Genomic DNA, 12,229 nt, shown 5'->3' with positions numbered 1-12,229 from the left:
TGAGTCTCTAACGGGAACATCTCACTTTTTGACATGGCTCAAACCGATAATAATCCATTGAGGTAAGCAGAGCGATGAGCTAGGACTTGAGGGACATTTTCTTGTTCCCATTGTGCGCCTGAAATCTTAGTTCGACGGTCAATTTGCTTAACGGCAGATTCAACCGAACCAGAACCAATCGAACAAATTTGTTCAGCTTGATGGTAAAGGAAATCAAGGCAGTAAAGTTTGTGAACTTCAAACGTTTTCACTATACCAATTTACAAATCAGGCTTTTTGACTGTTGAACCAGATAAATTTTGGGATTTTTTAATAAATTTTTCATCAAAAGTATAAAACTCTAAACAATGATTACTTGGAGCTAAATGAAAAGCATCGGCGAAATCAACACCATTTTCATGCCATTCAATAACTTGTAAAATATTCTTCTTCCTGACTCCTGACTCCTGACAAATCAGCATCTTCAGTAATTGTATAATTAGTTAAATCGCTGTCGTAATAACTCAATTCCCATCTATCATGACTCTGATTATGATAACTGAATTCCTCTACCTTGGGCGTTGCCGTACTCATATCACCAACAGATAAAACAATAGGTTCTAATGAAATAGTTGATTGTGCTTCTAAGGGAAATAATGAACCTATATTATCGAAGGGAAATAGTGAACCGATATTGATGAGACTGAAGGGTAACTCAATAGGAAATGGAAATGGTAAAGAAGGTGTTGGATTTGAAGGCTGAGTAGGTTCTGGAGTTTGTGTCCCATTTTCTGCTGTCCGGGTAATAATATCCCGGATTTGGCTATCAGTTAGATTGGGATTAGCACTAAGCATAAGGGCAACTACCCCAGCAACGTGAGGGGCTGCCATAGAAGTGCCACTGTAAGTGGCATATTGATTATTGGGAACTGTAGAGTAAATATCCTGACCAGGTGCTGTGACGTATTTGATTTCTTGAGAGCCAGAACGGTTAGAGAAGTCAGTGAGGTTCTTATTTTTATCTACTGCACCAACAGCAATTCCTAAATTATCGGCGTAACGGGCGGGATAGGATGGTGTGGATTCGCTATTATTACCTGCTGCCATAACCACAATTACGCCTTTACTGCTGGCATATTCAAGGGCAGATTTGAGGGTATCATTACCAGAATTACCTCCAAGGCTGAGGTTAATCACGTTAGCACCATTATCTACAGCATAATAGATTCCTTTGGCAATATTTGAATAAGAACCTGAACCATTTTCATCTAAAACCTTGACTGCCATAATTTTGGAATTATAAGCAATACCAGTCACACCAGTATCGTTATTTTCCCCAGCTATAGTTCCAGAAACATGAGTTCCATGGCCATTATTATCCAAAACATTATTGTTATTACTGTCAAAATTCCAACCTTGAATATCATCAATATAGCCGTTACCGTCATCATCTATACCATTACCTGAAATTTCTTTACTGTTCGTCCAAATATTATCATTTAAATCGGTATGGTTATAGTCAACTCCAGTATCTAGAACCGCAACAATAATACCCTGTCCTGTATGTCCACGCTCCCATGCTGCTGGAGCATTCACCAAATCTGCACCCCAATTATTTCCACCCAAGTCAGGAGCATCTGCATAGGGACTTTCACCAGCAGCCTCACTAACTGCTTTTCCGGCATTGATTAAGCCATAGCCATTTCTAGAGTTATAGCTGCTAGTGGTGACAACAGACTCTTTGGTTTCTTGCTGTAGAGAGCTACTACGATTACCCCAACTCAAGCTATTATCAGCCTGATTATCAAAGGTATTAACTGAGGAAATAGGAGTAATATTCAGTTCCTTTTTGGAGGAAAAATTGTGGGTAATATCCAGTGTCATCAGAATTTTATCCTCAAAAATAGTAATCTTTTTGTAACAGCCTGATCTTTTCAAACCTTTATCTAGCAAAAGCTTGAAAATGTTATTGATTAGTCATGGTCAAAAAATACTATAAATTGCTAACTATAAAAAGCTAATTTGATTACGAATTAAGAATTTTATAAACAAGCAATCATGACAATCTAAAAGTCAGGATTTAATGACTTGATTAAAACTAAAATATGAGCAATTAATAACAATTAAAATAATTCATAATTCGTATCTTGCCTGAGAAAGTAGAATGCACCAATATAGTTTTACTGCTGACCGTATCGGTAAATTTTCAAACAGATTGCCGCCAACTCTCCGGTATTTCGATATAATCAGGTAGACGAGTAGTGCGATCGCCCCAAGTCATATTTATCTGCTCTAATTCCAGGTTTTTTGCCCCCGTCAAAATCGTTCCAGTCAGTTTAACATCACAAAGATGAGCGCCAGCTAAGTTAGCTCCCATCAAATTTGCCCACGAAAGATCAGCTTCATCAAGAATAGCCTTACAAAGATTAGCCCCCATCAGATTAGCTTGTTGCAAATCTGCCTCCGTCAAACTAGCTTCACTGAGATTAGCAAAATAAATATCTGTTTGCTGCAATTTAGCAGCATTCAAATTTGCACCTTGGAGATTTGCACCATTGAGATTTGCACCTTGCAAATTCGCCGCAGTCAAACCCGCTAACTGTAAATTAGTTTTACCCAACTTCGCCCCTTGCAAATTCGCCAAAAATAACTTAGCACCAGATAAGTTAGCCGCTTTCAGAGTTGCTTGTTGCAAATTAGCTTTATACAAATTAGCAGCTTGTAAATTAGCTGCACGCAAACTTGCACCAGATAGGTTAGCTGAACGCAAGTTGACTCCATATAAATTAGCAAGATTTAAATTCGCCCGACTTAAATTAGCTCCCCGTAAACTAGCTTTAAACAAATTAGCTTCAAAGAGAATCGACCCGATGAGTTTAACCCCATCTAAATCTGCTCCACTTAAATCTATCTCCCGCAAATCAGACCCGCTCAAATCAGATCCCCGCAAATCGACCCCTTGCAGTTTAGCCCCTGCCAAATCTACCCGTCTGATGTCAGTATTCCGTAAATCCAGTTTTTGATTTTCTCGGTCTTGCTGAAAATTGCGTCTACCAATCACAGTTAGTGCCGCTTGAATATCAGTGCGAAGTTTGAAAGACTCTAAAGGAATAGAATAATCTGCTGGCTGTTGACGACGGGCCCGTTCTCGCTGTTGACCCAAATCAATCGTCATAAAATCTTCTGGTTTGGGTACTTTCCTCTCTATTTGTATAGCTGCATTCTCCCGGATAAACGCGGTGAGAATTTCCATGATTGTCCAATGTTCTTGGGGGAAATCCTGGGCAATTCTTTCTAACGCATAAATTGCACCAATGCGCGTTTCTACCTTGTCATGCCCCAACTGAGCAATTCCGCCAATAAAGCGTTCTGCAATCAATCTTTCTTGAGTCAGTTTCGTATTTTCTATACCAATTGCTAGGCTTTTCTCCGCTGTAATCGCATTTTTTTGCATTGCTTGAGTCCGCTTTGCCGCGTAGTAAGCATTAAGCATGACAGCTAAACCTAGAAAAACTATAGCAGTAGTAGTTAATGCTTGATTTCTATCAGTTATTCGCTGCTGAAGTGATAACTTTTCAATATTAGTAGATGCGAAGACAATCAGTATTAAGGACATAGCAACAATAACTATGATGCTAATAAACCAATTCAAAGTTGTGTCTGTCTTTTTAGCAGACATACCAGAAAGATGCTTCACAATAATGAGTATTACTGAGATGATTAAAAACAACAGTATAGCATTTAGCTTCAAAGTTAGATATGCTAGAACTTACTTAATTAAGCGTTGTATTAATTAGTTAGAATGAGAATAAATATACTTTTTATAAAATATCCGACCATCTGTAGATTTATCGCAGTTACTAAGTAAGTTAGGACATACACAAATCATAAAAATCAGACATAGACAGGCTTTTAACCCTGTTTACTTTTCTCTGTTAACAGTTACCTACCATATAATTTATTTCTAAAAATACTCCTACACAGGAGTAGATGTCAATGCCTGGAAAGCAAAAATTTCAGTTGTAACTTTATCAGTAATCAGCATTATATACTTGGTATATATTTTTCTTAAAACCTAAACTGCACTTCCCTCAGGTTTGCTTCATCCAGGATAGCATCATTCAAAATTGCATCCTGTAAACTAGCTAAATATAGATTAGCTCGATGTAAGTTAGCACTAGAGAGATTTGCACCTCTGAGATTTGCAGCACTAAGGATAGCCTGGGACAGATTAGCAAAATTGAGATTTGCACCAGAGAGATTAGCCGCACTGAGAATCGCTCCCTCCAGGTTTGCACCAGCAAGATTTGCCTCTGAGAGATTAGCTTGATAAAGGTTAGTTTGTTCCAGGTTCGCACCTTGCAAGTTTACTCCCCTTAAATCCGTGTAACTTAAGTCAATTTGCTCATTTTCTGGGTCATATTTTGTATCTCTCCTACCAATCACAGTAATAGCTGCTTGAATTACTTTCCTGGCGTTTTCAGCGGAATTATTTGTTACTTCTTCTGGGGATATACTGGCAGCTTTATTTCGCACAAAATTAGTAAGCATATCCATAATTATCCAGTGGTATTGTGGATTAACTCCAGCGAGATGCTCTAAATCATTAATTGCATCTAAACTGGTTGCTATGGAATTATTTTCCAGTTGGGCTACAACCTTCATTAGGTAATCTTGATAGTGTTTATTGTGTCGATCATGCTTTAGATTTTCATTTATTTCCAGCATCCACCGGATGATTTTCATGGTAGCTATTTTATCAAATAAAGCTGTGATTTGAAGGTCATTAGAAGTAATAGAAAATATTTTTGGCACTCTCATAACACTTGTATTATTTTTGATTTAGTGAGTATTCGTTGCAAATGTTGGTACATAAATAACCTTCAATTATTAGTTAAGATAACTACTGAGCAATTTAAAATCCCCAATTCAAAAGATACTAGAGGAACTCTTAGCAGGTTAATAAATCATATCTATGATCTACAGCTATTTGGGATAAACCCAATTCTACTCTGCACTTAAAAAAGAAAATATAATCATTTGAGGTATAGACACCAAGTAAAATATATGTTAAACATATGGTTCAAAATTTAGTTGTAAATACTACTGTTTAGTATTCATAAACAACTGATCAGAATCATGATCATATTGATATTTAGTCATTAATTCGTATTTACATAAATCTGACAATGCAGCAAAATTGCCAACCAATACTGAAAAAGCTAGTGCTAATTGGTGGAGGTCATAGTCATGCTATTATCTTGAGACTTTTGGGTAATAAACCTTTACCTGGATTGCATTTGACCTTAATTACCCCAGATAAATATACACCCTACTCTGGGATGTTACCAGGACATATTGCCGGATTTTACAATTATGCTGAGTGTCATATTGACTTGGAAAATTTAAGCAACTTTGCTCATGTAAATTTGTATTTTGACAGAGTAGTTGGGCTAGATTTGCAAAATAATAAAGTGATTTGTGCTAACAGACCTGCGGTAGATTTTGATCTACTATCTATTGACATTGGCAGCACCCCCGCTAAATTGTCTGTATCAGGTGCAGCAGAATATGCTGTCAGTGCTAAACCAGTAGCAAAACTTTTAGAACATTGGGATAAATTACAGAAAAATGCAGCTGCAAATCCCCAGAAACAGCTAAGTATTAGTATCGTGGGTGGTGGTGCTGGGGGTGTGGAATTGGCGTTATCAATGCAAGCAGGTTTACAGAAATTGGAGATTGAAAATTTAGAAGTGCATTTATTTCAACGAGGTGGGGAATTAATGCCGAATCATCATCCATCAGTACGGCGAATCATGCAAAGAGTTTTAAATCACAAAGGTGTAAAATTGCATTTAGGTGAAACAGTGTGTCAAGTTGCACCGATAAACGAAAAGTTTGAGGTTAAATGTGAATCTGGGTTAATAGTTGAATGTAATCAAGTTTTCTGGGTGACACAAGCATCAGCACCAGATTGGATAAAAGCATCAGGAATTGGTACTGATGAACAAGGGTTTATTTTAGTAGATGATAATTTGAAATCTCTCACCCATTCCCATATTTTTGCAGCGGGTGATATTGCGACTATGGTAAATTATCACCTCCCGAAAGCAGGTGTGTTTGCTGTGCGCCAAGGTAAACCGCTGTATGAAAATTTGTGCAGAATGGTTTTGGGTAAATCACTCAAACCTTACAAACCACAAAAAGCATATTTGAGTTTAATTAGTACGGGGGACGGAAGCGCATTAGCTACTAGGGGTAATTTCACTTTACCGCCTCATCAATTATTGTGGCACTGGAAAGACTGTCTTGATCGCCGTTTCATGGCAAGATTTCAAAGTCTACCAAAAACCTGATAAATTACACTATCAGCTTATTAAAAAGTTTAGTGAAGCATGAATAATTCTTTAATTAGGATTGAAAACTTATTAGATACAGATTTAGATGAACTCAGAAAACTTAGTGTAGATATTTGGTATACTCACTATTCCCAAATTATCAGCATTGAACAGATAGAGTATATGCTGAATCTGATGTATGGAGTAGGAGTAATTGAAAATGAAATTTTAAATCAGGGTATATTCTACGATAAAGTCCTAAAAAATGATCAATTCGTTGGTTATTTGTCTTATGGAGAAGAAACCAAAAATAATATTACTTATTTAAAGCTACATAAGTGTTACCTATTACCCTCACTGCATGGTTTAGGCTATGGACAAATAATGTTAAATCATATTTATAAAAAAGCAAAAAATATGAACTTAAAACAAATAATTCTCAATGTCAATAAAAGGAATGAAAAAGGAATTAAAGCTTATACTAGATTTGGTTTTAGAATTATTGCCAGTGAAATTAAAGATATGGGTAATGGATTTGTAATAGATGATTATATCATGGGTTATGATCTTTAAGAAATAGGAAACCAATATTTATTAATAAATTTATTGTTGAGGTAATATTAAAGTAAGGAAATCTGTAGCATTTACAATTGCAATATCTTCATAAATACCTAAAGGTAACAAATGTTTTTTGTCACCTGTAACAATATGAGTCGCATTCGCCAAAACGGCACATTCTAAAACCATATTATCATCTGGGTCAGTGGTGAGGAAATTCAAAGTGTTAGTAATTGTTACTAATCGGAGAAAGCTGAGTAAATCAGCTATTGTATCAATTACTTGAGTATCTGAAAATTTTAGCTTTAGTTGTAATTTTTCTGTGACTTCCTCAAGTATTTCTGGACATATTACACCTTCTATGATGCCCCTACGCGCCAATTCAAGACAACGAAAAGGGTTGCTTTTCCAGCCAATACCAGAGATCAAAACATTTGTATCAAATACCACTATTAGGCGCACTGTCTGTCCTCATGCACCAAATCATCTATAAATGTTTCACGTTCATCTTCTGACATAGTATCCCAATTTAAATCACGTTCAGCGCATAAGTTATGTAGTTGTTTTTCTGCATATTCCATGCGAGACTCACGCTCACTTTCACTTTCCTTAGCTAGTGCTAACAAGACTACCCTTTTACTTTCTGGGGGTAGTTGCTTAACTAATTCAATTACCTGTTGATCGCTTAATGTCAGATTTGGCATGATTATTACCTCTTTGCACTAACTACTAGGGCGGCCATAGTTCTAGTTTAATACTTTGAAAAGTGGCTCAGAACCGCAGGCTTGAGAAAATAATGGCTGTCTGGTGTTTTGCGGTTTTTAGCAGTTGGGATTGATACTATCAAAAACTAAAAAAACTCTCCGCGCTAACCTCCGTATTCCTCTGCGTTAAAAAAAAGAGAGATAGAAAACTCTACCTCTCCCAAAAAGCAAATTATTTAAACCAAATCAGAATTTAGTATCTGCTGGGTTTGTGAACGATAAAGCTGAGAACTTGACACTGTTTGATGTTGTCAAAACCAACAACACGAACATAGCAGTTACCGAACTGAGAACGGCAACCTTGAACTTCACTCAATACTTCTTGAGTGGTTTTAGCACCAAACAAAGGTAGCTTCCACATTGTCCAGAACAATTCGGTTGGTTCAGAAGTTTCGTTAAACTCGATTGCTGGGATGTAGCCTTGGCTCAGAATGTACTGAACTTGTTTGGCAATTTGAGCATCAGACAGGGGGGGAAGATAAGAGAGAGTTTCGTAACGACGCTCTTTTGATAAAGTTTGCATAGCTGTTGGTAATGGGTTGTTTTTACTACTACGTTGACCGACTAACCGGATAAATTATCCACATCAGGGTCTGAGACTGTCTGCTGTTCAGTTATTGGGCTGGGACTTGATAAATTTAGTTGCGTGATGCGTTCGAGATGCTGGCGACGCTGTTCCATGTTGGCTTGCTGAATGCCAGTACGCACCATTTCTGGTAAGAAATCTGTCACTTCTGCCGCGATGTGTTCCCTGACAGTCATAATTCGCAAAGCCAAATCTGACTTTACTAGAAACAATTCCTCAATATATGCTTCTCCGTCTTGGATTTTCCCAGCAGAAAAGTTTTGCAACCAATATGCTAAAGGAGGATTTGTTTCGCCTAGCTGTGCCAAAACAGTCATAAGTGCCTGATAAGTCAGATAACTTTGGAGAGTTTTGGCTGTGTCTTTCGCAATTTGCTTTAAATTCATGCTTGACCCCAGCCCCATAGATTTTAGATTTTGGATTTTGGATTTTAAATTGATCCAATAGTCCAAAATCCCAAATCCTAAATGATCAGACGGTATCCATTGCTTCAAACTCGAACTTGATTTCTTTCCACAGTTCGCAAGCAACAGCTAGTTCAGGAGACCACTTAGCCGCTTCGCGGATAATGTCGTTACCTTCACGAGCCAAGCTACGTCCTTCGTTACGAGCTTGAACGCAAGCTTCTAGAGCTACGCGGTTAGCGGTTGCACCAGGAGCATTACCCCAGGGGTGACCAAGTGTACCACCACCAAACTGTAGTACGGAGTCATCACCAAAGATTTCTAGGAGTGCGGGCATATGCCATACGTGGATACCACCGGAAGCAACTGCCATTACACCAGGCATAGAAGCCCAATCTTGGGTGAAGTAGATACCGCGAGACTTGTCTTGCTCAACGTAGTTTTCACGTAGTAGGTCAACGAAGCCCATTGTGATGCCACGTTCGCCTTCCAATTTACCAACAACTGTACCGGTGTGAATGTGGTCACCACCAGACATCCGCAAGGTTTTAGCCAATACGCGGAAGTGGATACCGTGGTTCTTTTGACGGTCAATTACGGCGTGCATAGCACGGTGAATGTGCAGCAAAATACCGTTCTTACGACACCAATGAGCCAAGGTGGTGTTAGCTGTGAAACCTGCGGTCAGGTAGTCATGCATGATGATGGGCATTTTGAGTTCTTTAGCGTACTCAGCCCGTTCAATCATTTGTTCACAGGTAGGAGCGGTTACGTTCAAGTAGTGACCCTTGATTTCGCCGGTTTCTGCTTGTGCTTTGTGGATTGCTTCTGCTACAAACAAGAAGCGATCGCGCCATCTTTGGAATGGTGCGGAGTTGATGTTTTCGTCGTCTTTGGTGAAGTCCAAACCACCACGCAAACATTCGTATACGGCGCGACCGTAGTTCTTAGCAGACAAGCCTAATTTGGGCTTAATGGTACAACCCAACAAAGGACGACCATACTTGTTCAACTTGTCGCGTTCAACTTGAATACCGTGAGGAGGACCTTGGAAGGTCTTCAGGTAAGCAACGGGAATCCGCAAGTCTTCCAAACGCAATGCGCGTAATGCTTTGAAACCAAATACGTTACCTACAATGGAGGTCAACATATTGGTGACGGAACCTTCCTCAAACAAGTCTAGAGGATAAGCAACGTAAGCGATGTATTGGTTGTCTTCACCAGCAACTGGTTCGATGTCATAGCAACGACCTTTGTAGCGATCTAGGTCGGTGAGCAAGTCTGTCCATACAGTTGTCCAAGTACCTGTAGAAGACTCAGCAGCTACCGCAGCACCAGCTTCTTCAGGTGGAACTCCAGGTTGAGGAGTCATCCGGAATGCTGCAAGAATATCTGTATCTTTAGGTGTGTAATCGGGAGTGTAATAAGTTAGTCTGTAATCTTTAACCCCAGCTTGATACCCAGCTTTCGCCTGAGTCTTCGTTTGCGCGTAAGACATATTTTCCTTCCAAGAAGTCATTCTTTTTACTATCAAATCACGTTATGTGCAACTTCTTATCACCCTTTATCTTTCTTCTTTTCTCATTGTAGATATAAAGAGAACTTATATTTGGGGGTTAACTGTTGCTAGAGGGCAGCATTTTTTTTGTGACAAGCAGTTGGCAGCGGTGGCAAATTACCGCACCTTGATGATTATCTTCGTGTAAAAGCGCCAATCTAAAGGCTTTGCTTTTTCCCCCGTCCCACAAACACTAAGTTTTTTCTATCTCTTTTGCTTACCTTACTAAACCTGCTTAATTTCAGAGAAAATTCGTTGCTTTACGGGCATTATGGGAATTTATGCCTTTTAAAGTAGAAAAAAGTAGGGTTTTAAGCTGTCTAGCTCATTTTCCCGTTTTTTCTCCTGATATCTTGATTCCGATTGGGTAAAAAGATATAAAGGAAACTTCACTAACTGCGGTTTAGCTCAGAAGTGAGCTAAAGATAAAAAACTGCACACGACGTAATTTGTAACTTGTCTCACAATATATCAATAATTCAATAAGTTATTCTTTGAAAGTTTTGAACTCATATATTTAAATTTCTTATTAAAGAAATTTTTAAACATTTTGTTAAGACTACTGTACAAAGGGTGACTATTAGTTATATAGACTACCTGTGATACATTTTTCTGCCAGATACAAAAGAATTTCCAGCCTACTGAGTGCCGTGTTACCCCATAGTTAAAATTAGGGGACGGTTAGCGATCGCGCCGCAGTTTTGTCAAATTAGTTTACTGACTCCCGATTGTGCAGCATAATCTATCAGCAAAGTGCTAGATTGAGGAAAAAATTGCTATTGATGCTAAAAAAAATACCAACTCAGGGAAGACTATTAATTAATCTCAAGTCATTTTAGCTAATAGTTCTTAGGTACTGTCTCGAAAGGATATACAACCGTGGTATTATTTAATAGTCGTACTCGTTTATTGATGATTTCTATTTTGCTGGGGCTGATAAGTCTACCCAGTACAGGAGAGCAAGTAGGAGCGCAAACAAAACCTGATATCAATCCAAATAATTCCACTACTACTTACCCAGCCGCACCTCCACCAAGACGAGTAGATCCCTTACCCGATGATCGGGATGTGCAAGAAAGAGAAGCAGAAACTGATTACCGCATTAGTAATTTGTTAGGAGATTTTGCTGGTAATTTGTGGGTAGGTTCTTGGCGGGGTTTATCGCGGATTGACCCGAATACAGGTAAGGTTATTGCTCGTGTCAGTTTACCAAATATTACTATTAGTGCATTAGCCCAAGATAAAGTCGGGCGTTTATGGGTGGGAAATTATGAGGGTTTGACACGAGTAGATCCTCGCACTAATGAAATTACAGCACAAAATTTATTACTACCTTCCAAACGGGTATTGTCGCTGTTAACAGATAAACGTGGTTATTTGTGGACAGGTACTGATAGCGGTTTAGCCTTGATTAGTCCTGACCAAGGCTTGATTATGACAACAATCAAAAACTTGCCTGGTGTTAGCGCCAATGCAATGACTTTAGATGCTGAAGGTCAGCTTTGGGTTGGGACTTTGGATGGACTGGTCAGGGTGAATACTGCCAATGCCTTGATTATGAAGAGGATAAATAATTTACCAGGGACGACTGTGCAATCTTTAGCCATCAGTCCTGAAGGGTTAATTTGGGCAGGAATGCCAAATCAATTATTAGTGGTTAACCCAAAAAATGGAATTGTGTTGAGGTCTGTCACGCCTTTGCGAGGAAGGAATGTAACTTCAGTCCGTTTTGCTCAAGATGGTAGTGTTTGGGTTGGTACGACTAATGGTTTGTTACGATTAAATCCCAATACGGGTGCTTTGTTAGACCGAGTTGCGGGGCTGCCTTCTAGTCGAGTGCTGACTGTTGCACCTGATCTTGGTAATAAGTTGTGGGTGGGAACCAGCGAGGGGCTGGCTTGGTTAATGCCTACAATGGATAAAGCACAAACTCATTTTGGGTTCGGTCGGTCTGTGAAGTAGGAATTGGGGACTGGGGAATTGGGGACTGGGGACTTGGGACTTGGGACTTGGGAGAATAACCTTCTAAATCCTGAATCCTG

Annotated in this window: 11 protein-coding genes and 1 pseudogene; 3 read left to right on the top strand and 9 right to left on the bottom strand. The window is 38.9% G+C overall.

Annotated elements, in window-relative coordinates:
• Nucleotides 1-38: 38 nt before the first annotated feature.
• The 4 genes and pseudogenes from ACOWPH_RS22340 to ACOWPH_RS22325 form a co-directional block, all read right to left on the bottom strand.
• Nucleotides 39-206, bottom strand: a pseudogene (locus ACOWPH_RS22340) (ISKra4 family transposase); the annotation flags it as partial.
• A 199-nt stretch (nucleotides 207-405) separates the two neighbouring features.
• Nucleotides 406-1,863 carry a S8 family peptidase gene (locus tag ACOWPH_RS22335; protein WP_015212310.1) on the bottom strand — a complete coding sequence of 486 codons (1,458 nt, stop codon included), beginning with the start codon at nucleotides 1,861-1,863 and terminating at the stop codon, nucleotides 406-408.
• Between the two features lie 322 nt (nucleotides 1,864-2,185).
• Nucleotides 2,186-3,658 carry a pentapeptide repeat-containing protein gene (locus tag ACOWPH_RS22330; RefSeq protein ID WP_015212309.1) on the bottom strand — a complete coding sequence of 491 codons (1,473 nt, stop codon included), beginning with the start codon at nucleotides 3,656-3,658 and terminating at the stop codon, nucleotides 2,186-2,188.
• A gap of 389 nt (nucleotides 3,659-4,047) precedes the next feature.
• A complete protein-coding gene (locus ACOWPH_RS22325) occupies nucleotides 4,048-4,800 on the bottom strand; it encodes a pentapeptide repeat-containing protein (RefSeq protein WP_015212308.1) in 753 nt (250 codons plus the stop codon).
• A gap of 368 nt (nucleotides 4,801-5,168) precedes the next feature.
• Between ACOWPH_RS22325 and ACOWPH_RS22320 the strand changes: the two genes are divergently transcribed.
• Nucleotides 5,169-6,335 carry an FAD-dependent oxidoreductase gene (locus tag ACOWPH_RS22320; protein ID WP_015212307.1) on the top strand — a complete coding sequence of 389 codons (1,167 nt, stop codon included), beginning with the start codon at nucleotides 5,169-5,171 and terminating at the stop codon, nucleotides 6,333-6,335.
• A gap of 39 nt (nucleotides 6,336-6,374) precedes the next feature.
• Nucleotides 6,375-6,890, top strand: coding sequence for a GNAT family N-acetyltransferase (locus tag ACOWPH_RS22315; RefSeq protein WP_015212306.1), 516 nt, complete (start codon nucleotides 6,375-6,377; stop codon nucleotides 6,888-6,890).
• 30 nt (nucleotides 6,891-6,920) lie between these two features.
• On the opposite strand, the gene ACOWPH_RS22310 is transcribed toward ACOWPH_RS22315, so the two are convergent.
• The 5 genes from ACOWPH_RS22310 to ACOWPH_RS22290 form a co-directional block, all read right to left on the bottom strand.
• Nucleotides 6,921-7,337: a putative toxin-antitoxin system toxin component, PIN family gene (locus ACOWPH_RS22310; RefSeq protein WP_015212305.1), complete on the bottom strand. Its 417-nt coding sequence runs from the start codon at nucleotides 7,335-7,337 to the stop codon at nucleotides 6,921-6,923.
• The gene (locus tag ACOWPH_RS22305; RefSeq protein ID WP_015212304.1) at nucleotides 7,328-7,579 is read right to left on the bottom strand and encodes a hypothetical protein; all 252 of its coding nucleotides are present in this window, start codon (nucleotides 7,577-7,579) and stop codon (nucleotides 7,328-7,330) included. The genes ACOWPH_RS22310 and ACOWPH_RS22305 overlap by 10 nt, the downstream gene beginning before the upstream one ends.
• A gap of 253 nt (nucleotides 7,580-7,832) precedes the next feature.
• Nucleotides 7,833-8,162 carry a ribulose bisphosphate carboxylase small subunit gene (locus ACOWPH_RS22300; RefSeq protein WP_015212303.1) on the bottom strand — a complete coding sequence of 110 codons (330 nt, stop codon included), beginning with the start codon at nucleotides 8,160-8,162 and terminating at the stop codon, nucleotides 7,833-7,835.
• Nucleotides 8,163-8,203: 41 nt separating this feature from the next.
• Nucleotides 8,204-8,611 carry a RuBisCO chaperone RbcX gene (gene rcbX, locus ACOWPH_RS22295; protein ID WP_015212302.1) on the bottom strand — a complete coding sequence of 136 codons (408 nt, stop codon included), beginning with the start codon at nucleotides 8,609-8,611 and terminating at the stop codon, nucleotides 8,204-8,206.
• A gap of 85 nt (nucleotides 8,612-8,696) precedes the next feature.
• Entirely contained in the window at nucleotides 8,697-10,127 is a 1,431-nt protein-coding gene (locus ACOWPH_RS22290) for a form I ribulose bisphosphate carboxylase large subunit (protein WP_015212301.1), read from the bottom strand.
• A 939-nt stretch (nucleotides 10,128-11,066) separates the two neighbouring features.
• Here ACOWPH_RS22290 and ACOWPH_RS22285 point away from each other — a divergent pair.
• On the top strand, nucleotides 11,067-12,149 hold the full coding sequence (locus ACOWPH_RS22285; protein WP_015212300.1) for a ligand-binding sensor domain-containing protein: 1,083 nt from the start codon (nucleotides 11,067-11,069) through the stop codon (nucleotides 12,147-12,149).
• Nucleotides 12,150-12,229: the final 80 nt, after the last annotated feature.

Source organism: Anabaena sp. PCC 7938, from assembly GCF_049315035.1.
GTDB lineage: Bacteria > Cyanobacteriota > Cyanobacteriia > Cyanobacteriales > Nostocaceae > Anabaena > Anabaena cylindrica.
This window is presented reverse-complemented; position numbering and strand designations above follow the sequence as displayed.

Coding starts and splice junctions, on each gene's coding strand:
- ACOWPH_RS22335 (WP_015212310.1), bottom strand. CDS start 1,863: ATGACACTGGATATTACCCACAATTTTTCCTCCAAAAAGGAACTGAAT.
- ACOWPH_RS22330 (WP_015212309.1), bottom strand. CDS start 3,658: ATGTCTGCTAAAAAGACAGACACAACTTTGAATTGGTTTATTAGCATC.
- ACOWPH_RS22325 (WP_015212308.1), bottom strand. CDS start 4,800: ATGAGAGTGCCAAAAATATTTTCTATTACTTCTAATGACCTTCAAATC.
- ACOWPH_RS22320 (WP_015212307.1), top strand. CDS start 5,169: ATGCAGCAAAATTGCCAACCAATACTGAAAAAGCTAGTGCTAATTGGT.
- ACOWPH_RS22315 (WP_015212306.1), top strand. CDS start 6,375: ATGAATAATTCTTTAATTAGGATTGAAAACTTATTAGATACAGATTTA.
- ACOWPH_RS22305 (WP_015212304.1), bottom strand. CDS start 7,579: ATGCCAAATCTGACATTAAGCGATCAACAGGTAATTGAATTAGTTAAG.
- ACOWPH_RS22300 (WP_015212303.1), bottom strand. CDS start 8,162: ATGCAAACTTTATCAAAAGAGCGTCGTTACGAAACTCTCTCTTATCTT.
- rcbX (WP_015212302.1), bottom strand. CDS start 8,611: ATGAATTTAAAGCAAATTGCGAAAGACACAGCCAAAACTCTCCAAAGT.
- ACOWPH_RS22290 (WP_015212301.1), bottom strand. CDS start 10,127: ATGTCTTACGCGCAAACGAAGACTCAGGCGAAAGCTGGGTATCAAGCT.